Genomic DNA, 25,140 nt, shown 5'->3' on the forward strand with positions numbered 1-25,140 from the left:
GTACACGAAAACCTCCGCTCGGATGTTTTTCGTTTCGGAGTCGCCGGAGGCAGGCCCCAGATGTCCGTTGATCTGCGACGGAGCTGAAAGTTTGCCTCAGTTTTCGTGGTCGTACTACGAAAGCGATCGGTCGACGACGTTGGTGTGCCGATCGGGATGGCGAGTCGTTCTCGAACGGGATGACGGGGGTTCGTCCAGCGGTCGGGAAGCTTCATCCGCGCCCGGATGGGCGCCGAAGCCGATGCGATGGGCGGCACCGACTGCGGCGAGAGCTCCGATACCCGCACCCCTACCTCTACCGGCACCGGGGTTTCGTCCACCAAGGGGCTTCGCCCGACGCGAACTCGCAGACGCGAGACCACACGGACCTTATGTCGTAGTGCACTGGAAGTGCCTCTTTCAAATCGGGAGATTGTTGCCTGCAGAACATTGATCACCCCAGTTCAGAGCGCATTTTTCTGAAACCGGAATCCTGGCAGTCGGGTCTCTGGGCGATCGCGGGTCAGAGTGAGCAGCGCGGTCAGCGCGATCGTTCCGCACACAGCAATCGACACGGCCATCGGCACCGAGGTGGATTCACCACCAAGCCCGACGAGCGGGGAGACGATTGCGGCAACCGCGAACTGAGCAGCGCCGATCACCGCCGAACCTGTACCGGCAACGGAAGGAACTTGATCCTGCGCGAGCGCAACGGCGTTACCCATCGTCAAGCCCATGCCGAACATCATCGTCAGCAACAATGCGAGCAACGGCCACGGCGTAGTCGGGGAGAACAGCGAGACCGCGAGCAGCCCCAACCCGCTAACCCACACGACGCCGACGCCGAATATGAGCAACCGCCGGACGGAGATACGAGAAACCAGACGGGAATTGATCGTCATAGCCGTCACGAGAGATAGGGCGTTGAAAGCGAACACCAGCGAGAACTGGGTGGGCGTGAACCCGAAGATCTTCTGCACGACGAACGGAGATGCCGCGATGTAGGAGAACATCGCACCGGCGCCGATCGCCATCGCGGCCGCGTAACCGACGAATCGGCGGTCGCCGACGACTTGCCGGAAGTTCTGCCCGAGCACGAGCAAGCCGCCGGTGTGTCTCGTCTCCGGTGGGAGGGTTTCCGGGATGGCGGTGGCCACTCCGAATGTCATTATCCCGCCTATCGCGGTGAGCACCCAGAACGTGCCGCGCCAGCCGATAGGGCCGAGCAACATGCCACCGAGCACCGGGGCGATAACGGGGGCCACACCACCGATGATCATCATGACGCTGAACAGTCGCGCGGCCTCGATCCCGCGTGCCCGATCCGAGATCACCGCCCGCGCGAGCACGACGCCGATACCGCCAGAGAATCCGGCGATGAGCCGCGCGACGGTGAGTACACCGATGGTCGGAGCGAGCGCGCATACCGCGCTTGCGACAGTGAAGGCCACGGACCCACCCAGAAGGAGCCGGCGACGACCCCAGCTGTCCGACAGGGCACCGGCGAGCAACTGGCCCAGGCCGAGGCCGACCATGAATGTGGTGAGCGTCAGCTGCACGCCGATGTTCGATGTACCCAGTGCGGACGCGATGGAGGGCAGGCCTGGCAGGTACACGCCGGTGGCCACTGGTGACGTAGCCGAGAGCAGGGCGAGTACCAGCAACATCGGCACTGTGATCGCTTCTCTCATGAACGAGACCCTTCTTCCGAACGAATCAATTCGGCAGCGACGATGGCGCGGCTCGGTGTTTGCGAAAGCACGTGCTCGTGGTCAAACCCAGCGAGGGTCACCGTTTACGACAGGTCACGCTGGGCGTATCCAGATTGTGAGAGGTGCGATTTCTTACCGAATGAGAAGCAGGAGAGGGCGGGGGAGAGACTGCCACGGAAACGATGCCGCCGACGCGCTCGGTCGCACGGCCCGAACAATTGTGCAGGTGAGGTTGTGTGGTGTCGTTGTCTTACGCCGTACCCGGCTCGGCCCCAAACAGATCGTTCCATGCGTGAGCGTTCCGTGTACCGCTGATCACCGCACGTATATCGGTTGGTGCGTATCCACCCGATCATCAGCGCGCATGATCCGCGGACTCGCCTCAAAGTCGGCTTTGACTCCGACCGCGATGCGACACAAGTTCAGGAACGCCTGGAGAGCACATATCCGCCTACGCCCGACATCATTCGGGTACGGCCATCGATGTCGCCCACCGAGAACGACACCGGATAGCTCGAATCCGGTATGTGGTCTTCGTGTCTCCCCGGTGTGCGAGCGGACTCCCCCTGCAGAAGCAGGTCGATTGCAATCGGCGCGTCCCCACCTGGTCGTTCGTTCGATGGTGCAGTCCCGGGCGGGATCGATTTGTGGGGTATCAATCTCGCCCGGGACTGCTGCTCAGTTCCGTCATCACCGCAAGGGTGGTTCAGAACTGTGTGCGCCCTTACTGTTCCGCAGCTTCTTCGGCCTGACCTTGGCGAAGTTCAGGACCTCGAAGTAACGCGCGAAGGTAATCGCAACGATCAGGGCGGCACCGTTGAATACGTCCGACACCCAACCCTGGACTCCGAGGAGCTGCAGTCCGGTGATGCCGAATGCGAGCAGGTACAGACCGATGAGGGTGCCGATGATATTGAAACGACCCATATGGATCATCGTCGTACCGAGGAAAGCTGCAGTCGCAGGTGCCAACAGGTACGAATGTCCGCTCGACGGATCGACGGAGCCGATTGAACCAGCGAACAACACGCCGGCGATCGCGCTGATGACGGCGGCGGCGATGAGCGCCGTGATTCGGATCCGCGAGACGCGCAGGCCCGCGAGTGTCGCCGCAGCGCGGTTGCCGCCGACGAAGAGGAGGTAACGCCCCATCGGGGTGAACTCGAACACGAACCACACCACCAAAGCAACCAGCCATCCGATCCACACGATCGCCGGCAGGGTGAGGAATGGAGTAGTCGCGAAATCCTTGAGGGACTTCGGAATAGTGGTCACAAGATTACCGCCACTGACGAAGCTCGTCAGTCCTGCGACAAGGGTGTACATACCGAGTGTCACGATAATCGACTCGAGACCCGCGACGACAATGAGCACCGCATTCAGCACTCCGATCACGAGCCCCACTCCGACGGCGATGACGCAGCTCAACAGCGCGGACACCCCGTTGGAATACAGCGCACCCACCACGGTCGCACACATCACCATCACCGCCGCGACCGACAGATCCATGTCTCCTGAACGGAGCGGAATCGTGATGGCAACAGCGAGCAACAGGACGGTAGCCTGCGCTGCCAGCACAATTCGCACGTTTGTCCACGAGAAGAACAGATCGGGCGACAAGACACTGAAGAGTACGAAGGTTGCGACGAACAGCAGCGGGACCGCGGCGTGTGGAAGGATCTCGGTCAGATTCTTTCTGGTCTGCTGCTGCGCGGACTGCGGCGACTTCGCACCAACTGAGTCGCCGGGCACGTCCAGCGATGCGTTCGTTACGGTCTGATTCTTCATGTCAGATCTCACTTCTGTTCGAGAACGTCGAGAGCGCCTTGACTCGCTGCGATGAGCTGCTGCTCCGACAAGCACTCTTCCGCGATTTCCATAGTGGCGCGGCCGTGCCGCATGACAATGACTCGGTGGCACACATTGGCCACCTCCTCGATGTCGGTGGAGAACACCACGATCGCAGCACCATTTTCGGCTGCGTCGCGGATCAGCTTGTAGATCTCCTTCTTCGCCCCGGCATCGATACCTTGGGTTGGTTCGTGTAGGAGAAGGACTTTGGGATTCACCTGGAGCCATCTGGCGAGAACGATCTTCTGCTGGTTTCCGCCGCTGAACCTGGTGATGTGCTGTGCGGGCCGAAGCGGTCGTACTCCGAACTTCACCAACTCGCCGTGTGAGAATTCTGCCTCGGCCCGATGACGGACTACCCCACCTCTTCGGAACCTCGGCAGAAAGGGAAGCGTGAGATTCTCGATTGCAGTTCCGTCTCCCCATACGGAATCGCGCTGCCGGTTACCTGGTACGAGTGCGATCCCGGCCGCCAGCGCGAATCGGACTGAGGACTTCACCGCTACACCGTCCACCGTGACGGTGCCGGACTCACGCTTGTAGTGCCCGTTGACGAGATAGGGCACCTCGTCCTGTCCCATACCGGCTAGGCCCGTCACACCGACGATCTCGCCTCGCCCGACCGTGAGATCGAGCCCTTCGACGGTTCCGCCGCTCAGTCCACGGATCTGGAGGACGTCGACTTTCCGGTCGGGGACGTGCCGGTCGGGATAGAACGCTCCGATGTCGTAACCGAGCATCATGCGCACCAACTCGGAATCAGTTGTTTCCGACGCCTGGACCGTCGCGACCAGCTTCCCGCTACGTAATACGCTGATTCGGTCGCACACACTGAGGACTTCCTGCAGGCGGTGGCCGATGAAGAGCACGGCGGTCCCCGCTGCAGCGAGGCTGCGGACGATGGCGAGAAGTCGTTCGGATTCGGAGTGGGGAAGCGCGGCCGTGGGCTCGTCGAGTACGAGAACCTGCCCGTCTTGGTGCTTCCGGAGGAGTCGAAGCGCGCGGAGAATCGCGACCACTGTCCGCTCGGTCGGCGCGAGCGTGCCGACTTCGACATCCGGATCGAGCTGCAGATCGAACTCCTCCGACAGCTTGCGAATCAGCTCGCTCTCACGGGACTTGCTATAGGGTGACAGGAGTTTCGCGTCGAATCCGCTGGAGATTCCAATGTTCTCCGCTACAGTCATCGCGTCGCAGAGTGCAAGGTCCTGGTGGATGATGGCAATTCCGTGCCGCTGGGGCTGATCGACGGGGAACTCCAGTGGATTCCCCCATAGTTCGCAGACACTTCCGGCGTCGGGTGCGTGGACGCCACCCAGGACTTTGACGAGGGTCGACTTACCCGACCCATTCTCGCCGATGAGACCGTGTACTTCGCCGGGTGCGATATCGAACTCGACCCCGTCGAGAACGGTGACACCGTCGAAACTCTTGGTCATCCCGACCAAACGAACCGCAGCTTTCATCATGCTTACCTCCACCCGATCGATCCGCATCACAAGGAGTTCGGCGGGTCGTCGAACGCCTCAGCGCGACCGCTCACCGCACCCCTAGTCATTTTTGAGGCTCCAGAGCTTTGCGAACTCGGCCTCGTAGCCGCTGTAGCGAGGTGGCTGGGGGGTAGACGGGTCCGTTCCCCAGTTGCTTTCGTCGATCATCGCGACCGGGATCTTCACGGCGAAATTGGTTTGACCTGCAGCCGCTTTGATCATCCCGTCGAAGTAGAACCAGCCCAGGGCGGTCGCCGGCGCATAGACCACGTTCGCGATCAGCGGGCCTGCGTCGGAATTGCCTGCCAGAACTCCCTCCGTCTGGAGGCTGACGACCGGAATGTCGCGGCCCAGGGCCGAGAGGGCCTGCTTGATGTCGGGGTCGTACACGTTGGTAGCCGACAGGATCACGTTCGTATTCGGATTGCGCTGTAGCGTGGTCTGTAGCATGCCCACAAGCTTGGGCCCGAGGTCGGTCGCCCGGACATCCACGACCTCCGTCGTGCAGTCGTCCCCGCAGAGACTCGCGATCTGATTCTTCGCGCCGTCCACGACCGCCAGGCTGGTCGGCGCGCTCAGGGTACCGACGATGACGGCGTGGGTGTCACAGCCGGTCGCCTTCAATGCGTAGTTGGCCTGCCACGTACCGACTTCTGCACTGTCCAGCGTCACGTGACCGACATTGCCCTTCGGGAACGGTGCGTTCGGATTGCCGTTCGAACCGTCGACGACAGGAATCCCCGCCGCTGCCGCGTCGGCAAGCGCCTGGTCGATCTGAGACAGGTCGACTGCGACGGTGATGATGCCATCGGCCTTCGCCGCGATCGCCGCGTTGATGCCCTGGATGACCGTGGCGGCAGTGCCCTTGCCGTCGAAGACCTGCGCCTGAGCGCCCGCAGCCACCGCCGCGGCCTGGAAGCCCTTCGCGTAGTCGGCCTGTGTGGGTACGGCAGCGCTGAGAAGCACCACCCAGTAGTTCTTCCCTTTCACCACCGATGCATCGAGAGCATCCGTCGGGTATGGGGCCTGCGCCTTGGCGTCGAGCTGGTCGGCTACCAGATCGCCTGACTGGGATGCGCATTCGGCCGATCCCCGAGGGCTTCCGCCGGCGGCACTGCTGGTGTCAGTTCCCGATCCGCATGCCGTGATGAGCGCCCCGGCAAGTAGCGCAGCGGAAACCAGCGATGTGCGGCGCAGGGTATTTCGTCGCAGTCCAGAGAGTGACATCACTTGTCCTTTGTGAAGATGAGTCGGCGAGCGTCCGCCGAGGTACGAATACCGTATTCTGGATACGGTTTGTGGTCAAGCCCACATCTGGATTGAATTGTGTTGCGACAGAACGCACTAGAACGTGCCGCTGGGCGTACGGGCGGTGTACACGCCGCCGCTCCGCCCGAGTTTCGTCGATCCGGTGTTTATCAAACAGGCGTCGATGCGTGACAGCTACGGGAGCGAATGCCCCTACGCGGGTAGATCTCTTCGAGCAACCTCACCAGCTCCTGATCGCATCGAGTATTCGAGACGGCCCCCCAGAGCATTTCGACGAATCTCGTCTTCGACGTCCCGAACAGGACGAATATTTCCTCGTCGGGCACTCCTCCATACGGCGCCCACTGCCGGGCAGCGCTGAGAACTGCTTCTGCGTCCCCGCTCCGGGGAAGATCTCGAATGGTCATCGTGGCCTCCTTCTCCTCTGAATACTAGAGATCCCGACTTTGGTCGGGTCCGTTCCTTTTGACTGTCGACATCAGAGTCGCTCGGTGACACCGCGATACACGTTCGGTCGTGCCCTCAGAATCCGATCGCCATCGGGAACTGGATCTGCATCGTTTCGAGGAACGACTCGATGCCTTCGATACCGCCTTCCCGGCCAATTCCGGATGCACCGAAACCGCCGAACGGTTCCAGAAAGTTCGCACCGAAATTGTTGATGCTGACCGCGCCGGCGGTGAGGTGCGGTGCTATCTTCACGGCCTGATCGACGTCATTCGTAAAGATCCCTGCTGCAAGTCCGTATTCGGAGTCATTGGCAATACGAATCGCGTCGTCGAGATCCTGAAAAGGCAACAGAACGGTGACCGGTCCAAACACTTCTTCCCGTGCAATGCGTGAATCGGGTTCCACGTCGGTGACCAGAGTCGGTTCGTACCAGTAACCCCCATCGAATCCGTCCGGCCGCTGTCCACCTGCAATGATGGTGCCCTCCTCGCGTGCGAGCGACACGTAGTACTCAGTCTTCTCGAGTTGCTGCGCCGAGACGAGCGGGCCCACCACCGTGGCGGGATCGGTCGGATCGCCGATCTTCAGAGAGGAGAACACATGCACCAGTGCGGCCTTCCACTCCTCGAATCGCTCCGCTGGGACGAGGAGTCTGCTGAACGTCGTACATACCTGCCCGGTCTGAGCCAGACAGCCCGGCACCAGCATCGGGGCGGATGCGGGGTCGAAGTCGTCCAGAACGATGGCGGCGCTCTTGCCGCCGAGTTCGAGGGTCAGGCGCGTCATGTTCTCGGCCGCCGCCCTCATGACGTCCTTGCCGACGGCCGTACTCCCGGTGAATGACACGTGCTTCACTCCGGGATGCGACACCAGATGCTTGGCGACGTCGACCTCGGCTGGCAGCACGCTTATGAGGCCGGGCGGGAGTCCGACTTCGTCTATCGCCTCCGCCAAGAGGAAGGAGGCGAGGGGCGTCTGGACATCGACCTTCACGATTACCGGACATCCTGCGGCAAGCGCGGTTGCCACCTTCACAGCGGCGAGGATGAGCGGACCGTTCCAGGGAACACTCGCCAGGACCGGCCCGACCGGCACTCGGTGGATGAGGACGTCACTGCCGCTCCCTGAGCGGCGGGATGGAGAATTATCCATTCCCCGAGCGAGTTTCGCGGTACCGCGGAACACTCCTACAGACTGTCCGATGACGAATGGGGCCAGGGAGACAAGGCCACCCTGATCCTCCGCGTAGATTCGGGTTAACTCCTCGGTACGCCGCTCGATCGCGTCGGCGATCGCGTCGAGCCGATCCGCACGCTCGCCGAACGAAAGATCCGCCCATGTGCGGTCCTCGTGTAGCTGCGTCGCGGCGGCGACCGCGGCATCCGCGTTCTCCAGGGTTGCGACTGCGATTCGGGTGACGACCTCACCTGTTGCCGGATTGCGAACCTCGACCGTCGGCTGGTCGGCGTCGGACCACCGGCCCGCAAGGTAAAGGCGGTCGTACGAGCTCACCGAAAGACTCATTCTGGATGCTCCATTTATTGTCGGGCTTTCGTCGGAACGCGGGATCGTCTGATTCGGGGCGGTTCCCCGCGTGCGAGGACACATCCGCCGCCCGCCGTCGTGATCTACATTACATCAAAACATCCACGTGGAAGTTTTGGTAGTCCCACTTCTCAGGACTCGTACGCCGGACCCGCACGAACTGGCCGCATAGGCAGGGGATGTTCAATGCGACCAGCAGCGGACTTTCTGACAGCAGTCCGGATGGCGAGCTATTCGGCCACGGCGGAACAGAGCGGAGACAGATTCCCCGGTTCATCGCAATGAGTCCCTCCAGCGCATCCCCAGGACGTGTGTGGACTCGACCTGGACACCGGGCATCGTGACGAGCGATCCGAAGCCGTCGTTGGGTTCGGGCGCCGCCCGGGCAACAGATACGACTACAAACACGCGCGGAGGGACGAGGGGAACACCCCTCGTCTGCGTCAATCGACCTGCCCAGGGGTGCCGAAACGGCCGCTCGCCCTCCTGTGGGGCGTGTGCCTGGCGAGCGGCTGAGGGATCGCCTGTCAGGCATTGCCCAGCCGAAGGTGAGTGCCGATCAGCGCGTTGATGCCTTCGGCATCGGCGCCTGCCGACTGAGGCGGTTACTCGGCCTGCGCGGCAGCATCCTCTGAAGTGGGCGCACCTGGGGTAGGGGAACCGAAAATCCGTCCGATCAGTCCGAGAGCTGCCGCGATGTCGACGGACGGATCGAGGAGCCATTGGATCTGCATACCGTCGAACACCGCGGAGACGAGGGACGCCGCCTCGTCCACCGGGAGGTCGGGGTCAATCTCCCCGCGTGCCTGCCCCTGGCGAATTCGATCCGAGATGATCTGCCGCGCGAGCGCGAAGCGCTCGATGAAGAAGTCGCGCGAGGCTTCGTTCCCCGGTTCGACCGAGTGCGCGAGCAGGCTCGTGTACAACGTGATGAGACCGGGCACGGCCGCGTTCTGCTTGGCAATCTCCGCGAGATTATCGATCAGCGGGACGCTGCGATCCCGCAACTCCCATGTCTGGCTGAGACTCCCGTGCGCATTCAACACCTCCAGCAACAACTCTTCTCGTGACGAGAAATAGTGCCGCAGCGCAGCGTGCGATACCTCGATCGCCTCACCGATCGCCCGCAGCGACGTACCGTCGATCCCCTTGTCGACGACGACTTCTAATGTGCGGTCGAGGATTTCCTGTCGGCGACGAATCCCCTTTGCATATGTTCCCCGATTATTTCCCCCGACCCTGGCGTTCATGTCGAAAGACTAGACCACCGACCCAGGAGCGTTCTAAACGCGACACGGGCCGGCGCCTAGGCGCGATGGGACTCACCTATGGTCGGAGGTCAGAACCTTTCGCCGATCTCGCAAGAACAACAGACCTGGATCGAAGACCCTCAGCGTCGCCAGTTCCGCTGCGGTCGGAGCTGGTTCCGCCACGAGATCTTCGGCGACCTCGAAGACCCAATCGGTGATCCCGCGGATCGCATCGACCGCTTCCTCCACGGTGTCACCCGCAGTCGGCAGTACCGCGGTGAGGACGAAGTGTCCCTCTGACAAACGCTCGAACACCGCCAGATCCGTGACAATCGTTCGGACGCGCCGGCCCGGACACGTAATGTAGTCGACCTGATCGACCAGTCGTCCGGGTTGGTGCGCCACCGTGATGATGACCTCGTCCGCGGCGGAAAGCACGTCGTTCGCGCCACCCGAACCGACGATGAAGCCGCCATCGGCTCCGTACGTCGAGTTGATCGCGCCGGTCTTGTCGATCTGGCCGGCACCGATGACTCCGATGGACTTGGAGCCCGGTCCCGAGACCAACGTACCCAGCACACCCATCACGTCGGTGAGCAGCTTGTTAGTGGGCACGTTCTGGCCGGCGAAGATGAATGGTTCCCCCGGTCGGGGCAGGTAACCGTACAGACCGATCTCCGCCATGAGTTCAACGTCGATCCCTGCGTTACGTAGATGCTCGGCTCCGGTCCAGGACGCCAGGTTCGCGAGTCCGACACCGGACAGGACGACGTCGAAACCGCGTTCTCGTACCGCGCGCTCGAGACAGCGGGCCGTGACGATCACTTGCGTCTCGGTCGGCGTGGCGGGATCTCTCGCCCCCCACGACTCCGTGACGCGTGTCTTCCAGCCCTCGGGCCGTGCGGCACGCACGAGCTCAGCTGTGCGCCCCGATCCAAGTTTCTCGAGGTATTCCTGGTGCGAGTCGACGCCGAGAACCCACTCGTCGATCCACGCACGGAAGTCCTCAGGGGTGCGGCTCGCCGTCAGGGTCCTCGCGACGAACGCCTCATCCTCGACGTAGCTGGACACACCAGGCACGCCGGGGCTGTTGAAGCCGTACGGGTGTGCACCGAAGGGCACTTCGCACACGGCACGCACCACGTGGCCCGGTATTCGGGTGAGCGTGTTCATCTCGCGGAGTTCCTCGGTCGAGACGATGCGCTCGACGCAGGCGATCACCCCGTCCTTCGCGGCCAGAGAACCCCAGTGCCCTTCCCCGTACGGAGCCGACAGGACGACGTTCCCGTGCGGGTCGGCCGCGGCCCCGTGGAGCAGCACGATGTCCGGGCGGAGTGCCTTGACGAGTCCGGTGGGTCCGGCGCTCTCATCGAGTTGCACCTCGATGTACTCCCCCCGTGCCCCCGCTTCCGCACCCATGGTGCTCCCACCCATGGACTTGACCGGGAAGTGCGTCACGCCGAGGGCTCCGGCCACCAGACGAGCGACAAGGCTCCACAGAGACCAGTGCTCGATAGTCACGCGGCCATCTCGGATCGCCCTGACCAGGGCCGGGTTCGGTCGTGCCACGGGGTAGTTTTCCCCCGCGAACGAGGAGACGACACGCTCGACCAGGCCCAACTCGATCAAGGAGTGCTGGACGTTCACCAGACCGGCGGTGACCAGGGTGAAGCGCGGATCGGTACCGGCGAACGCTCGCGCGAGTTCGAGCAGCACGGCGTTCGGACGGGCGTCGGAATAGGCGACGTGGATGGTCGCTCCGGGGTGGATGTGACGGCGGATGGCCGAACCGAGGTCGGTGACCTTCGAAGTTCCCTCACTCGCTGGCAGCGAAAACCTCTCGGCCAGTTCTACTTCCAACACCGTTGTGGGTGAGGCGGTCATGATGTCATGGTCAGGCCACCGCTGACGCTGAGGGTTTGTCCGGTGATGTAGCTGGCGTAATCGGACGCCAGGAACACGATCGGAGCCGCCTGTTCGGAAGCGGTGCCCATGCGCTTGAGCGGGACCGCCTTGACCATGCGATCGATCACGTGCTGATCCGACTGGGCACGCAGCAGCGGGGTATCGGTCGGCCCTGGGGAGATCGCGTTGATCCGCATGCCGTCGCGGGCGATCTCACGGGCGAGTGACTTGACGAATCCGATGACGCCGGCCTTGGCTCCGGCGTACACGGTCTCACCCATCGTTCCGACCTTGCCGGCATCCGAGCTTGTCAGGACGATCGAACCCGATTTCTGTTCGCTCATCGGCCCCATCGCCGAGCGGCTCAGGAAGATTGACCCCATCAGGTTGATGTCGATGATGCGGCGCCAGTACTTCGCGTCCTCCTGCGCGAAGAACGTGGTGTCCGACCAACCGACGGTGCTCGTCATCATGTCGAGGCGGCCGAACCGGCTCACAACCTCCTCGACGAGCGCATCGGTCTGCGGCTGCTCCGTGATGTCGCAGGTGTGGACAGAGACGTCGGCGCCGTTGCTGCGGAGGATCTCGGCGGTCTCTGCCGCACCCTCCTCGTTGATGTCGGCCACCGCCACCTTTGCGCCGTTCTCTGCGAACAGTTCCGCGGTCGCGCGGCCGATGCCGCTGCCGCCCCCGACGACGATCGCAATCTTTCCGTCACACTTCATTTCTGTCTCCTATCGGCTTGGTGCGGGCTTCTGTAAGTCCGGTACGACTTACTTGCGGAACTTGGCGAAGTCCGGCGCCCGCTTTTCGAGGAAGGCCTGAGTGCCCTCGTGGAACTCATCGGTTCCGTGGATGAAGTTGATCATCTGCTGTCCGTGCTGGACGGACGGCCAGAGCTGATCGGTCTCGTAGTTCAGTGAGATCTTGGCGACGCGTAGTGCCTGCGGGCTGAGGGACAGCAGTCGTTCGCACCAGGCGTCCACTGCGGCGTCCAGCTGATCAGCGGGCACACACTTGTTGATCAGGCCCAGTTCAACGGCCTGCGGTGCGGGGATCTGCTCACACAGCATGACGATCTCGCGGGCCTTGCGCTCGCCGACGATGCGCGGCAGGAGCTGCGTGCCCCACCACACCGGGACACTGCCCATCTTCGGCCCCGACTGGCCGAAGATCGAGTCGTCCGATGCCAGCGTGAGGTCGCACAGCATCTGCATCTCGTTGCCGCCGCCGACCGCATAGCCTTTCACGCGGGCGATGATCGGCTTGCCGCAGCCGCGCATGATCATCGAGAGGTTGCTCGTCCGGCGGTTCATCCGGGCAGCACCCGCGGGGTCCGAGGCGTCCTCCCAAGCAATGTCGCCGCCGGAGCAGAACGCCTTGTCACCGGCACCGGTAAGGACGATCACGCCGACCGAGGTGTCGGCCTCGGCCTCGCTGAAAGCCGCAATCAGATCGTCGAGGGTTTCTTCGCGGAAGGCGTTGTACTTTTCGGGGCGATTGATGGTGATACGTGCGACGCCATTCTGAGCGCTGTACAGAACATCCTGAAGCTGCATGATTACTCCTTGTTCGTGACTTGGTCGAACTCGTCGTTCTAATCGAACTCGGGCGTGGCCCTCGAGCGGAAAGCCGCGAGCCCTGTCTGGACGTCTTCCGATGCCATGTGGCGCAGTGCGATCTGCCGCTCGGCGTCGATCGCGTCCCGCAAGGGCAGATCCGCACCGATCGAGACCGCGGCTTTGATCGCCGCGCTGGCAGACATGCTTTTCCCGGCAAGCACGGCAGCCATCACCTTGGCTCGTGCCAGTACATCCGCCTCGGGCACGACCTCGTTGACGAGGCCGGATGCCAGTGCTGTCGCGGGCCCGATCGCGGCGCCCGTCATGAGCATCCACTTCGCTGTTCGCGGACCGACAAGCCTGGGCAGACGCTGCGTGGAGCCTCCGGCCGGGAAGAGCCCGAAGTTCGCGTGCTGGTCGCCGATCTTCGTCTCGTCACCCATGACGACGAAGTCACACGCCTGGGTCACCTCGAACCCACCGGCGAAGGCCACCCCGTGTACGGCAGCGATCGTCGGGAGCGGGCACCGCTCGAGCAGTATCAGCGTTTCGTGCCAGTAGTCGAGGAAGCGGTCGAACTCGGGACTGTCCCGGACCAGTGCGGACACCTCGTCCAGATCACCACCAGCGGAGAAGGCCCTACCCTCCCCCCGCACGATGATCACCTTCACCGCAGGATCACTCTCGGCGCAGAAGACCGCCTCGCGGATCCCGCCCAGGACGGATCGACCGATCGCGTTCATCTTCGATGGGCGGTTCAGGACGATGTGGGCGACCCTGCCATCGATCTCGTATCGGACCGCGCCCACGGAAGCGTTCTCGACGGTGTCCTGAGCGGTCGGCACGTCTCCGGCCTCGGTGTTCATCGTGCGAGCTCCCCGAAGTACGACCGGGCGATGAGCATGCGGAGGATCTGGTTGGTTCCCTCGTAGATTTGGCCGATCTTCGCGTCGCGCATGAACATCTCGACGGGGAAGTCCCGGACATAACCTGAACCGCCATGGACCTGAACGGCATTCGTCGTCACCTCCATCGACACGTCGGACGAATAGGTCTTCGCCATCGCGGCCAGTCGAGACGAGTCCGGGTGCTTGTTCACGAAGGCGTTCGCGGCGTCGTACACCAGTGACCGCGAGGAATGCACTCCGATCGCCATGTCCGCGATCAGGAACTGGACGCCCTGATAGCCCGCGATCTCCTTGCCGAACTGCTTGCGTTCGGAGGCGTACCGAGTCGCAGCGTCGAGGGCTCCCTGCGAGATTCCGAGGCACATTGCGGCGACACCCAGCCGACCTTCGTCGAAGCCCCGCATGAGGTGCGTGAAGCCCTTGTCCGCCTCACCGATCAGGTGGTCGGCAGGGACCCGGACCTCGTCGAAATGCATCTCGGCCGTCGCCGAGCCGTGGAGACCCATCTTCTGTTCCCAGCGAGCAGCACGTACTCCCGGGCGATCCGCTTCCACGAAGAACATGGAGAGTCCGCGCGCACCGGGCCCCCCGGTCCGCGCGAGGACGCTGTAGAAGTCGGCGAAACCACCGTTCGTGATGAATCGCTTCGTCCCCTGGATGACCCACTCGTCGCCGTCACGTCGGGCTCGGGTGGTGACATTGCCCAGGTCGGAGCCGGCTTCGGGCTCCGTGACCGCTATCGCACCGAGTTTTTCGCCCGCGGCGGCCTGTTCGAGGAGTGGCTTGACCCACGGCGCCTCGCTCGGGCCGGTCGCGTTCAGCGCGATGATCTTCGTGGCCAGCCAGTGGGCCGTCAGATAGGTACACGCGCTCGGGTACACCCGGGCAATCTCCTCCAGCACTATGGACTGGTGCCTGATATCGCTTTCGGCGCCGCCGTACTCGGGCTTCACGACGAGTCCGAAGAACCCAGATTCCGCGAGGATCTCGCGGATTGCAGGGCTGAAGGTCCCGGCCTGCTCCGTCTGTTCGACGAGTGGGCCGATCTTTTTCACAGCGACCGCGCGGGTCATCACTGCGAGGTCCTGCAGTTCCTCATTGAGGTCAGTTGTCAGCATTGAACCCAATCCTCTTGAACACGGGCCCGTAAACGGGCTCCTCCTCGGAACTGATCACCCGTACGTCGAGCACGACACGCTCACCGTGACTTGGATCATTTTCTCCTGGTGCGCAATCGATCTGGGAGAAGAGTCGAACACCCTCCTCCAGATCGACGTAACCGACCCAGTATGGCGGTTCGAATCCGCGCGGAGCCATACTCACCTGGACCGATTCGTAGATCTCTCCGCGGCCGCTCAGGTTGACAGATTCGCACTTCGTCGAGTCGTTCGGGCAGATCTTCCGGGCCGGCAAACGGACGTCGCCGCACTGGGGGCACTTGCTGGCGGCGAGAGACCAACTACCGTCGCCGTTCTCGGTGATGATGGACTGCCCCAGGGACGCCTCTCCGACGTAGCTCATGCGGCTCCTTCCTTGATCTTCTTCAAGATGGTCACTCCCGATGTGGCGAAGTCGCTTTCGTGGAAGCCACCGGAGATGTGGGCCAGGGCCGTCTGCGCGGACGGGACCTGTCGATCGCCGGCGCGGCCCAGAAGCTGGTCCGCAAGCTCGACGATCTGCGCCACACCGGTGGCGCCGAGCGGATGGCCACGATTGAGGAGACCACCTCCGGTGTTCACAGGAATCTTTCCGCCGAGCGATGTTTCGCCACTTTCGACGAACTTGCCGCCCATTCCGGGTTCGCAGAATCCGAGGTCCTCATAGTGAATGATCTCCGCAATTGAGAACGAGTCATGGACCTCCGCTACGTCGATGTCGGCGGGGCCGACCCCCGCGACGTCGTATGCCTGGCGTGAGGTCGAGCGGTCCAGCCCGAAGGACGTCATATCTCGGGTCTGGTTCCGATAGAAACCACTGCCGATCACCGATGCCCCGATCTGGATCCCAGGTTCGATCCCCAACCGTTCGGCGCCTCTCTCGCTCACGATGACCGCGGCCGCGGCGCCGTCGCCGGTGGGACAGCAGTCGAGGAGATGCAGCGGACCGACTACGTGCTTTGCGGACAGGACATCCTCCATCGTGATCGGGGTACGATACTGCGCCTTCGGATTCAGTGCGGCAGCTCGACGGTTCTTCACTGCGACCGCGGCGATCTGTTCGCGAGTGGTCCCGTAGTGCTCCATGTGCCGGCGAGCAGCCATGGCGTAGTACGCCGGCGGCGTAAAACCTTGTTCGCCTTCCAGAAGCATTCCGTCCGAAGTGAGCGGCCGGCCCTTCCCGTCTCGGCGAGACATCTGTTCCACCCCGATGACGAGTGCGACGTCGTAGGTGCCGCTCGCCACGGCCATATTCGCGACATTGAACGCAATCGAACCGGAAGCGCAGTACGCCTTTTCGTTGTACACGGCGACACCTTCGATGCCGATCTCCCACCCTACGAGCTGACCGACGCCGCTCTCGCGGGAATGGAGGATGCCGCTTCGCGCGGATCCGCAGCTGATCATCTCCACATCGTGCGGCCGGACGTTCGCGTCACCAAGCGCCGAGAGGCCAGCGTCTCGCCCCAGGGAACCCATGTTCTCTGTGGGGAATTTTCCGAAGGGCGTCATACCTACCCCTGCGAGGAATGTGCTGCGTGTCACCGCAAGCTCCTGTCTGTGCGTATACCGTATACGGATGATGGTTGCAGGTCAACGATCTCGACCACGACAGTCGAATCAGTCCAGTTCCAGTCCCTGCGACTCTAGGTAGGCCACCAGTCCGCGGCCGGAATCGACTATGTGCTCGGTCATCAGGCGGCCGACCTCGTCATGCTCGCCCGCACGCATCGCGTCGAGGATCTGGCCGTGTTCACAATTCGACTTCACCGACCACTCAGGCATTTCGACCAGGAAATCTCGCGGAAGCTCGAGTGAGGTCGTCTTGATCGCGGAAAGCAGTTTGCGCGATTTGGCCAACCGATTGATGTTGCGATGCAGAGTCCAGTTCAACTCCGCCATCTTCTGATAATTCTCCTGAGCCGCCGCATCAAGCATGGCCTCGTGCAGACCGGTGAGGGCCAGAAGATCTGCCTCCTGCGCATTGCGCGACGCCCGCTCGGCGGCTATGCCGGTCAGCGTTCCCTCGATGAGGTAGGTGTCGAGCAGGTCGGATCTGCTCAGCGGCGCAACGACCGTGTGCTGCGTGGCATCCGTGGTCAGCATTCCCTCATGTATGAGGGCACGGAGACCGTCCCGAACCGGCATCCGGCTTGTGCCGAACTCTTCACACAACTGCTGCTGGGACAGTCTCGTGCCGGGCTTGATGACGCCGAGCAGAATATTCCGGCGGAGCTCGTCAGCGATCTGATTTCCCAGAAGCGCACGCTGCACCGGCTGGACCGAGCCGCGACTTGCACGAACCCCCGTCATAACTGCCCTTCCGCTAGACCTCATCTGCGCACAATTTCTCGTATACATTATCCAGGCTTGGGTTCATCCGCGCACCATCCACTCGACCGTGGGACCGTGTTCGTCCAGCCCAGGCGCGCCGGAACGCGTGGCGGTGGGCGTCGCAGACAGCCGGATCGGGTTGCGCATACTGGTCAGTAACCCTGCGTGTCCCTCGGAGATCTCGAAATCCTGGCGTGCGAGGACCAGCGGGTCCCGGGATACCTCGTCGATCCGGTTGACCGGGGAATAACACACATTCGCGTCGTCCAACAGGGAATTCCAGTGCTGGAGATCATGCGTGCGGAAAATTCCGGCCAACTCCGACGCAGCCTTGTCCGGCTCAGAGTGCCGGAGGGAAATCAAGTCCTCACGCTCGAGCAGCGTGCAGAGCCGGATCCAGAACTTGCCCTCGAAAGCACCGATCACGACGTGGCGCCCGTCCTTCGTTCGATATGTGCGGTAGGCCGGGTCGGCACCCAGATTGTGGTCCCGGTCGCGAGGCATCGGCTTCGGGGCGAGCGCCTTGACAATCTGTGGGCCGGTCATCGCGAGAGCAGCACCCATTAGACCTACATCGATGAACTGTCCCCCACCTCCGGAGTCCCGGTGTCGAAGGGCCGCGAGAATCCCGACGGCGGCGTGCAGTCCGGCCGCCACATCGGCGATCGGGGGGCCGATCGGGACCGGGCTTCCGGCGGCGTCGGTCGCCTGATCAAGGAAGCCCGACCGAGCGAGGTAGTTGATGTCGTGGCCCGGCGACCCGCTGCCGTCGTGCCCGTGGCCGGCTCCCGAGATGCTGCAGTAGACGACGTCCGGATTGACGACTCGGCAGTCGTCGTACCCGACTCCGAGCCGGGCTGCCACTCCAGGGGTGAACCCCTCGATCACGACGTCTGCATCACGTACTAGCCCCAGGAACAGTTCGTGCCCCTCCTGCGACTTCAGATCGACAGTACAACTCCGCTTGTTCCGTCCAACCCAGTGGTGCAAAGCGCTATCCCCGCCGACCGAGGGTTCGATGACGCGGACGAGGTCACCGGTCGGCGGCTCCACATGGATGACGTCGGCGCCGAGGTCTGCGAGCAACATCGACGCGTACGGCCCCGGTAGATACATGCTCAGATCGAGCACCTTCAGACCGTCAAGGGCACCCTTCTGCGCGTCTGCGGGCATGTCGGCCTTATTCATCATCAGACCCCGCAATCTGTCGGCGCAGGTCTGCTTTGCGGATCTTGCCCGTCGCCGTCATCGGCATCTCGTCGAAGACCTCGAGCCGTTCTGGGAGCTTGTACTTGGCGAGACCACGCCCGACGAGGTACGAGTTCAGCTCTTGCAGGTCGACCTCGGTCCCGGCCGTGGGAACCACAACAGCGCAGCAGCGTTCGCCCAGTCGAGGATCCGGATAGCCGACGACCGCGGCGGACGCGACATTCGGATGGTTGATGAGCAATTCCTCGACCTCACGGACACTGATATTTTCTCCTCCGCGGATCACTATGTCCTTGATCCGCCCGGTGACGTGGAGCATCCCGTTCTCGTCGATGCGCCCGAGGTCACCGAAGCGGTACCAGTCTCCGCGGAACGCTCGGTGCGTGAGATCTGGGTCGCCAAGGTACCCAAGGAACACCTGGGGGCCGCGGGTGACGATCTCGCCCTCTTCACCGCGAGGCAGCTCACGTCCCGACTCATCGACGATGGCCACCTGAACACCGGGGAGCGGTTCGCCGTCGGTTGCCAAGATGTCATCCGGAGCCCCAGGGCGCGTCGCCGTGGTCACATACGTTTCGCTGGCACCGAAGACCGCCATGAGTTCGGCGGAGAAGTTCTCACGCACCTCGGCGACGAGATGCCTCGGGATCGCCGCACCGCCGGACGCGACGTACCGCAACGTCTCACCACTGCCGGCGCCACGCGCCTTCGCCCCGAGCATGTCAATGATGAACGGTGTCGCCGCGAGGGTGTAAGTGCATCGGTGCTCGTCGATCAGCCTGAGCGCCGTATCCGGATTCCACTTGTCCTGCAGGATGAGCGGAACGCCTGCATGGATCGCAGCTCTCAGTCCCCAAGCCATGCCCGACGCGTGGCAGATCGGCGACGGCATGAACACGCTGTCGGAGCCGTTCAGGCCCAGAACCTTGTCGAGATAAGCCCGAAGCACGAACATCGTCGTCTGATGACTGTGCACCACGCCCTTCGGTAGGGATTCTGTCCCGGACGTGAAGGTGACGGTGTCCCGTTCCCGGGCGTCGACGACTACCGGGTCGAGTGGGAATCGCTGTTCCCACGGCTCCTCAAGAATGTCCGCGAGAGAATTCGTCCCACTTCTCACTGGTACGATCCCGAGAATCGAATCGAGGCCCTCGGCAGCAGCAATCACTCTGTGCCACGGGGAGTTTTCTCGAAGGTCTGCGGCGGCGAAGACGAAGCGACTTTCCGCTGTGCGCAGGATGTGCGCGATCTCGGGCGTGCCGACCTTCGGAAGTAGAGGATTGACGACACCCCCGATGAGGCCGATCGCGCTGTGGACGACAAAGAACTCACGCCAGTTGGGAAGCACCAACGTGACGACATCGCCTCGCCTCACTCCTCGCCCGTGCATGTACGACGCGAGTCGTTCAGCGGCCGAATAGGCTTCACCCCGAGTGAGCGAACCTTCCTCGTCGACGACTGCAATCGCATGTGGGTCCTCCGACGAGGTTTTGCGAATGCGAGTGGTCCAAGTGTCGGTCGACCACAGTCCTGCCTTTTCGAATTCGGACCGCGTTTCGTCCGTGATCCACGTGGTTGTACGCGCCTCCAGAGCCCTACCTTCTCGATTCACCAGGCCGACAATACCGTATACAGTCTACCGAAACAATGGTCGCCGCCTCGCCGCAGCTGGGAGGAGGTGCGAGTGTCAGGCTCCCCGTGAAGTGCGAATCGCAATGCCGAGCCAGTTGTGGGTCGGGGAACCGCCCCCTTCCGCGCGGACACCTCGGGGCAAGGCAATTCGCTGCCCAGTCAGAGGTGGATTCGACTACTCGGCTCCGCGATTCGACGTTTGAGACTCCCTGACCCACATGGTCTTGACATCAATCAAAGTCCGAATACGGTATACACCATTCCGTAACGAAAGGGGCATACGTGATACGTCATATGTCGTTCACCGTCCACGACACTGCCAACGTAGCCAAGATCCTGGCTGAGATTCTGGGGGGAACCGTTGAGGTTCCCGCCAGACCACCCTATGGACCGCAGAGCCTATTCGTGTGCCTTTGGGACGAGCATGGAACACTGATCGAACTCGCGCCGACCGGATCCGCGTGGGTTCCGAACGACAAGGCATTGCCGATTGAAACGAAGTTGGATGACCTCGTGCAGCAGCACGACTATCTGCACTCGTTCTGGGACGCCGCTGTGTCCTTCGACAGGATTCGTGAGATCTGCGAGGAGCAGGGCTGGCGCTACTACATCACCGATCAGAAGATCAAGATCGCTGTGGTGTGGATCGAGAACCATAGATACATCGAGTTCTGCCCGAAGGAGCATGTTCCTGCGTACCTCGAGATTTACGGCACGGCCGGCAAGGACAAGTACCAGGACTACGTCGCGAGCCGAGTTGCAGCAATCAAGGCCACCCAAGCAGCGCAACTGAACAAGCCCTGATCTGCACGAACGGATCGCTGGATGGATCGGATGAGATGAGCAGCCCCCGAGAAATCCGGCTCACCACCTGAACCTTCCCCTAAGAGGCGAACTCGACCCAACTAAAGGTTGTGGGAATACAGCGCCCGGCTACGGGGACTCCGACGGGAACGGCGTTCGAACCGCGACGGCTGCATGCCTTCCTGGTCGGTCTCGGCTTTTGAGAATCGCTGGGAGTGGACCAGTTCTGCGATTGAGGATCGCGCGCTGTCGGTGCGGCCCGCGCCTCATAGCGCGACGAAGTGCGCGAGGGTCGAGAATCCACTGGGAGACTCCTTCGCGCGTGAACCGACAAGGTTCCGGCGGTCCCGGCGCGCCTGTGGCACCACCCGTGCCATGTGTGCGGGGATCGATACGAGCGCTACCGGTTTACCCAGGACCTCCGTCAAGGCGTCGGACGCGACAGGCGTGTTCGCCCCGCACGCCCTGGTGCTCATGCCGCATCTCGACGGGTCAGTTGTTTAGGGGAACCAGGGCGACCCGAGTCGCGGCATGTGACGGGCCATCGAGGTTCGTCGGGTCTCGCTTTCCGTTGTGGTGCAACATGATACGGCGATATTCGCATCCAGTGTCATTGAATGCAGATGTCTCACGTGACCACAAACCGACTGAACCAGGAGTGAGAATGGAAATGGACTTCCCGCAGGTGTATCCGTCGAGCCCCGAGTTCACCGCCGCGGCGAACGCCGGCCCCGACCTCCAGGCTGCCGCAGACGAGGACCGACTCGCATTCTGGGCGACACAGGCCGAGCGCCTGCACTGGCACACGCCCTTCACCGAGGTACTCGACTTCTCCGACGCACCCGTCGCGAAATGGTTCGTCGGCGGCGAGTTGAATGTCGCCTACAACTGCGTCGACCGCCACGTGATCGCCGGCAACGGCGACCGCGTCGCCATCCACTTCGAAGGCGAACCGGGCGACACCCGCGACCTCACCTACAACGACCTGCTCACCGAAGTGTCCAAGGCCGCCAACACCTTCACCGACCTCGGACTCGTCGCCGGCGACCGCGTCGCGATCTACATGCCGATGATCCCCGAGGCCATCGTCACCATGCTCGCCTGCGCCCGCCTCGGCCTGACCCACTCCGTGGTCTTCGCCGGCTTCTCCGCCAGCGCCCTGCGCTCGCGCATCGACGACGCCGAAGCCAAGCTCGTCGTCACCGTCGACGGGCAGTGGCGCCGCGGCCAGGCCGCACCCCTCAAGCCCGCCGTCGACGAGGCCGTCGACGGGGCCGCGTCCGTCGAGCACGTCCTCGTCGTCAAGCGCACCGGCATCGACGTCGAGGTCGCCGACGGCCGGGACCTGTGGTGGCACGAGACCGTCGACAAGGCGTCCGGCACCCACGACGCGCAGCCGTTCGACGCCGAGCACCCGCTGTTCATCCTCTACACCTCCGGCACCACCGGAAAACCCAAGGGCATCATCCACACCTCCGGCGGCTACCTCACCCAGGCGTCGTACACCCACCACAACGTCTTCGACCACAAGGCCGGCCAAGACGTGTACTGGTGCACCGCCGACATCGGCTGGGTCACCGGCCACAGCTACATCGTCTACGGGCCACTCTCGAACGGTGTCACCCAGGTGGTCTACGAGGGCACTCCGAACTCCCCCGACGAGCACCGCCACTTCCAGATCATCGAGAAGTACGGCGTCAGCATCTATTACACCGCACCCACCCTGGTGCGCACGTTCATGAAGTGGGGCCGCGACATTCCCGACGCCCACGACCTGACCTCGATCCGGCTCCTCGGCTCCGTCGGCGAACCGATCAACCCCGAGGCCTGGAAGTGGTTCCGCGAGGTGATCGGCGGAAACCAGGCCCCCATCGTCGACACCTGGTGGCAGACCGAGACCGGCGCCATCATGATCTCCCCGCTGCCCGGGATCACCGCCACCAAACCCGGATCGGCGATGGCACCCCTGCCCGGTATCTCCGCGAAGATCGTCGACGACGACGGACACGAACTCGGCGCCGGCGGCTCCGGCTACCTCGTGCTCGACAAGCCGTGGCCGGCGATGCTCCGCGGCATCTGGGGCGACATGGACCGCTACCGCGAAACCTACTGGTCCCGCTACCCCGAGCAGGGCTGGTACTTCGCCGGTGACGGCGCCAAATACGACGACGACGGCGCCCTGTGGGTCCTCGGCCGCGTCGACGACGTCATGAACGTCTCCGGCCACCGCATCTCCACCTCCGAGGTCGAATCCGCCCTCGTCGGCCACCACGGTGTCGCCGAGGCCGCCGTCGTCGGCGCCGCGGACGAGACCACCGGCCAGGGCATCGTCGCGTTCGTCATCCTCCGCGAAGGTGTGGAGAACACCGGCGACACCCTCATCGCCGAACTCAAGGCCGAGGTGTCCCGGGAGATCAGCCCGATCGCCAAGCCCCGCCAGATCACCATCGTCCCCGAACTCCCCAAGACCCGCTCCGGCAAGATCATGCGACGCCTGCTCAAGGACATCGCCGAAGGCCGCGACCTCGGCGACACCTCCACCCTCGTCGACCCCAAGGTCTTCGACGCGATCGGAGATAAGGACGGCCAGTGACGGACAAACTATGGACTCGCTCGATCTCGCCATGTTGTCCTTCGCCAAGAACTAGTACCCGTATGACGGTGGAGATGAGCACATCTTCACTGAGATTGGGATCGGTTCCGCAATACGTTCGATCCGAGATAGCGCAGACCGAGGATTCGCGACTGCGGACAAAACACTCCGCTCACTCAAGTTGAACTCCGGACCTCTTGGCTCAACGCAACTGAGAAAACCTGAACAGGAGAAGGTGATGAATGCCGATCACCATCCCCAGCACCCGCTGGGACCCTTCATCGGGAGCGATCTAGGGATAGACGACCAAGTGCGCAGATACCGAGATGAACGCCGTCGCCGTCACCAGGAACAAAAGAACAAAGAGCGGCGAGATCAGCAGCGACGCTGCATACCAAGCCGAGAAGAAGAGATCATCCAATTTGCCGTGATTTGGGCCCCATACGGTGTTCCATCCGATGAAGAGACATACCAACGGTTCGGGATGTCCACTCGTCAATTCTTCGAGACAGTACGAGACCTCCTGCACCTAGGAAAGTGCCCACCCGAAACGCAAAGTCGACTCACGATGTATGCCGACCCAACCGGAACCCTGCCAGATCAAAATGCGAAATGATGATAAATCACAGCGAATCTCCGGTCAGCAGGTCCGGCATGCAAGCTGCGGATGATCGCCGAGCAGTTGTCCAGTGCACGGCGCACTCGCCCATGCCTTCGCTGAACCCGCGGACCCGATCGGCCAACCCTGGGATGTTGTCCGTTGCCGTTCGACCTGAGGCACGACTGGGACGCTGACCAGCGGTGCCTCAACAATGTGGCAATGAGGCACCGTGGCGTTTCTGCCATATTGTTGACGCAAGAGCACGTCGGGCATGCGGGTTCTCGGCGAGAACGTGCCAGGTAGAGCCAGTGCTTTGCCTCAACTTGGTGGCAGAAGTCCTGCACTTACCTCAGGTGCTCTGGCAATGCCTCGGATCCGATGGCATAGGACATGTGAAGTGACACCGAAGTTGTCCAATAGGACCAGGTATTTGTCCAGTGTCCTGGGCGCGGAGCGGTGGGGTCAGCGTGCCAATGATCTTGTCCAACTACCGCGGATCCTGGGCCCTTTCGCCCGTTGTGCCGTTGATGTTGTCCACCGCGGAGACCCGGCCGAAACCCATCGTCGTTCTGGGAATGAGGGGGCCGGACCTGCGCCGATGACAGCGCTCGAGCGTTGGTCGGGCCGCTGTCACGAGGCGGTTTGCCTGCAAGGACTGGACAAGCCGTAGGCGCGATTGGACAGAAAGACTGGCAATTGGACAATCCGCGTGTCAATTCCGGGTTCCGGTAGTAATGGCGCAAAAAACAACGAAGTTCGCTTAGTGCCTGGTCAGCGGGAATCCGGACGCTCGTTGTTGGTGGCTTCGGTCGGGGCCGATGAGGCTGGTGATGCCGCGCATGGCTGCCGGTGACGGTTTGAAGTAGCGGCGTTCTCGGGTTGCGGTGGC

Annotated in this window: 18 protein-coding genes; 2 read left to right on the top strand and 16 right to left on the bottom strand. The window is 62.7% G+C overall.

Going from position 1 to position 25,140, the window contains the following annotated elements:
* Nucleotides 1–443: 443 nt before the first annotated feature.
* From RHA1_RS43600 to RHA1_RS43675, 16 genes are all read right to left on the bottom strand, one after another.
* Nucleotides 444–1,670, bottom strand: coding sequence for a multidrug effflux MFS transporter (locus tag RHA1_RS43600; protein WP_011600447.1), 1,227 nt, complete (start codon nucleotides 1,668–1,670; stop codon nucleotides 444–446).
* A 711-nt stretch (nucleotides 1,671–2,381) separates the two neighbouring features.
* Complete coding sequence (locus RHA1_RS43605) at nucleotides 2,382–3,554, bottom strand: ABC transporter permease (RefSeq protein WP_237727129.1); 1,173 nt, start codon at nucleotides 3,552–3,554, stop codon at nucleotides 2,382–2,384.
* On the bottom strand, nucleotides 3,488–5,011 hold the full coding sequence (locus RHA1_RS43610; protein ID WP_011600449.1) for a sugar ABC transporter ATP-binding protein: 1,524 nt from the start codon (nucleotides 5,009–5,011) through the stop codon (nucleotides 3,488–3,490). The genes RHA1_RS43605 and RHA1_RS43610 overlap by 67 nt, the downstream gene beginning before the upstream one ends.
* Nucleotides 5,012–5,092: 81 nt before the next feature.
* Nucleotides 5,093–6,259 (bottom strand): sugar ABC transporter substrate-binding protein, encoded by a 1,167-nt coding sequence (locus RHA1_RS43615; RefSeq protein ID WP_011600450.1) that lies wholly within the window; start codon nucleotides 6,257–6,259, stop codon nucleotides 5,093–5,095.
* Between the two features lie 564 nt (nucleotides 6,260–6,823).
* Nucleotides 6,824–8,275 (bottom strand): aldehyde dehydrogenase family protein, encoded by a 1,452-nt coding sequence (locus RHA1_RS43620; protein ID WP_011600451.1) that lies wholly within the window; start codon nucleotides 8,273–8,275, stop codon nucleotides 6,824–6,826.
* Nucleotides 8,276–8,901: 626 nt separating this feature from the next.
* A complete protein-coding gene (locus RHA1_RS43625; protein ID WP_011600452.1) occupies nucleotides 8,902–9,546 on the bottom strand; it encodes a TetR/AcrR family transcriptional regulator in 645 nt (214 codons plus the stop codon).
* Nucleotides 9,547–9,618: 72 nt separating this feature from the next.
* A complete protein-coding gene (locus tag RHA1_RS43630) occupies nucleotides 9,619–11,430 on the bottom strand; it encodes a CoA-transferase (protein WP_041813743.1) in 1,812 nt (603 codons plus the stop codon).
* On the bottom strand, nucleotides 11,427–12,176 hold the full coding sequence (locus RHA1_RS43635) for an SDR family NAD(P)-dependent oxidoreductase (RefSeq protein ID WP_011600454.1): 750 nt from the start codon (nucleotides 12,174–12,176) through the stop codon (nucleotides 11,427–11,429). Before RHA1_RS43635 ends, RHA1_RS43630 begins: the two co-directional genes overlap by 4 nt.
* 48 nt (nucleotides 12,177–12,224) lie before the next feature.
* Nucleotides 12,225–13,010, bottom strand: coding sequence for an enoyl-CoA hydratase-related protein (locus RHA1_RS43640; protein WP_011600455.1), 786 nt, complete (start codon nucleotides 13,008–13,010; stop codon nucleotides 12,225–12,227).
* A gap of 38 nt (nucleotides 13,011–13,048) precedes the next feature.
* Complete coding sequence (locus tag RHA1_RS43645) at nucleotides 13,049–13,879, bottom strand: enoyl-CoA hydratase/isomerase family protein (RefSeq protein ID WP_011600456.1); 831 nt, start codon at nucleotides 13,877–13,879, stop codon at nucleotides 13,049–13,051.
* Nucleotides 13,876–15,039 (bottom strand): acyl-CoA dehydrogenase family protein, encoded by a 1,164-nt coding sequence (locus RHA1_RS43650; RefSeq protein WP_011600457.1) that lies wholly within the window; start codon nucleotides 15,037–15,039, stop codon nucleotides 13,876–13,878. Before RHA1_RS43650 ends, RHA1_RS43645 begins: the two co-directional genes overlap by 4 nt.
* Nucleotides 15,026–15,442, bottom strand: coding sequence for a Zn-ribbon domain-containing OB-fold protein (locus RHA1_RS45305; protein ID WP_011600458.1), 417 nt, complete (start codon nucleotides 15,440–15,442; stop codon nucleotides 15,026–15,028). The genes RHA1_RS43650 and RHA1_RS45305 overlap by 14 nt, the downstream gene beginning before the upstream one ends.
* Complete coding sequence (locus RHA1_RS43660; RefSeq protein ID WP_011600459.1) at nucleotides 15,439–16,590, bottom strand: thiolase family protein; 1,152 nt, start codon at nucleotides 16,588–16,590, stop codon at nucleotides 15,439–15,441. The genes RHA1_RS45305 and RHA1_RS43660 overlap by 4 nt, the downstream gene beginning before the upstream one ends.
* Nucleotides 16,591–16,698: 108 nt before the next feature.
* Nucleotides 16,699–17,391: a GntR family transcriptional regulator gene (locus RHA1_RS43665; RefSeq protein ID WP_011600460.1), complete on the bottom strand. Its 693-nt coding sequence runs from the start codon at nucleotides 17,389–17,391 to the stop codon at nucleotides 16,699–16,701.
* Nucleotides 17,392–17,454: 63 nt separating this feature from the next.
* Nucleotides 17,455–18,600 carry a CaiB/BaiF CoA transferase family protein gene (locus RHA1_RS43670; RefSeq protein ID WP_011600461.1) on the bottom strand — a complete coding sequence of 382 codons (1,146 nt, stop codon included), beginning with the start codon at nucleotides 18,598–18,600 and terminating at the stop codon, nucleotides 17,455–17,457.
* Entirely contained in the window at nucleotides 18,593–20,233 is a 1,641-nt protein-coding gene (locus tag RHA1_RS43675) for an AMP-binding protein (RefSeq protein WP_167541037.1), read from the bottom strand. Before RHA1_RS43675 ends, RHA1_RS43670 begins: the two co-directional genes overlap by 8 nt.
* Before the next feature lie 314 nt (nucleotides 20,234–20,547).
* Between RHA1_RS43675 and RHA1_RS43680 the strand changes: the two genes are divergently transcribed.
* Nucleotides 20,548–21,057, top strand: coding sequence for a hypothetical protein (locus tag RHA1_RS43680; RefSeq protein ID WP_011600463.1), 510 nt, complete (start codon nucleotides 20,548–20,550; stop codon nucleotides 21,055–21,057).
* A gap of 664 nt (nucleotides 21,058–21,721) precedes the next feature.
* Nucleotides 21,722–23,650 carry an acetate--CoA ligase gene (acs, locus tag RHA1_RS43685; RefSeq protein WP_148228599.1) on the top strand — a complete coding sequence of 643 codons (1,929 nt, stop codon included), beginning with the start codon at nucleotides 21,722–21,724 and terminating at the stop codon, nucleotides 23,648–23,650.
* Nucleotides 23,651–25,140 lie beyond the last annotated feature (1,490 nt).

Source organism: Rhodococcus jostii RHA1 (genome assembly GCF_000014565.1).
Classification (GTDB): domain Bacteria; phylum Actinomycetota; class Actinomycetes; order Mycobacteriales; family Mycobacteriaceae; genus Rhodococcus_F; species Rhodococcus_F jostii_A.

Coding starts and splice junctions, on each gene's coding strand:
- RHA1_RS43660 (WP_011600459.1), bottom strand. CDS start 16,590: ATGACGCCCTTCGGAAAATTCCCCACAGAGAACATGGGTTCCCTGGGG.
- RHA1_RS45305 (WP_011600458.1), bottom strand. CDS start 15,442: ATGAGCTACGTCGGAGAGGCGTCCCTGGGGCAGTCCATCATCACCGAG.
- RHA1_RS43645 (WP_011600456.1), bottom strand. CDS start 13,879: ATGAACACCGAGGCCGGAGACGTGCCGACCGCTCAGGACACCGTCGAG.
- RHA1_RS43680 (WP_011600463.1), top strand. CDS start 20,548: ATGTCGTTCACCGTCCACGACACTGCCAACGTAGCCAAGATCCTGGCT.
- RHA1_RS43630 (WP_041813743.1), bottom strand. CDS start 11,430: ATGACCGCCTCACCCACAACGGTGTTGGAAGTAGAACTGGCCGAGAGG.
- RHA1_RS43615 (WP_011600450.1), bottom strand. CDS start 6,259: ATGTCACTCTCTGGACTGCGACGAAATACCCTGCGCCGCACATCGCTG.
- RHA1_RS43620 (WP_011600451.1), bottom strand. CDS start 8,275: ATGAGTCTTTCGGTGAGCTCGTACGACCGCCTTTACCTTGCGGGCCGG.
- acs (WP_148228599.1), top strand. CDS start 21,722: ATGGAAATGGACTTCCCGCAGGTGTATCCGTCGAGCCCCGAGTTCACC.
- RHA1_RS43610 (WP_011600449.1), bottom strand. CDS start 5,011: ATGATGAAAGCTGCGGTTCGTTTGGTCGGGATGACCAAGAGTTTCGAC.
- RHA1_RS43670 (WP_011600461.1), bottom strand. CDS start 18,600: ATGAATAAGGCCGACATGCCCGCAGACGCGCAGAAGGGTGCCCTTGAC.
- RHA1_RS43640 (WP_011600455.1), bottom strand. CDS start 13,010: ATGCAGCTTCAGGATGTTCTGTACAGCGCTCAGAATGGCGTCGCACGT.
- RHA1_RS43600 (WP_011600447.1), bottom strand. CDS start 1,670: ATGAGAGAAGCGATCACAGTGCCGATGTTGCTGGTACTCGCCCTGCTC.
- RHA1_RS43625 (WP_011600452.1), bottom strand. CDS start 9,546: ATGAACGCCAGGGTCGGGGGAAATAATCGGGGAACATATGCAAAGGGG.
- RHA1_RS43650 (WP_011600457.1), bottom strand. CDS start 15,039: ATGCTGACAACTGACCTCAATGAGGAACTGCAGGACCTCGCAGTGATG.
- RHA1_RS43635 (WP_011600454.1), bottom strand. CDS start 12,176: ATGAAGTGTGACGGAAAGATTGCGATCGTCGTCGGGGGCGGCAGCGGC.
- RHA1_RS43665 (WP_011600460.1), bottom strand. CDS start 17,391: ATGACGGGGGTTCGTGCAAGTCGCGGCTCGGTCCAGCCGGTGCAGCGT.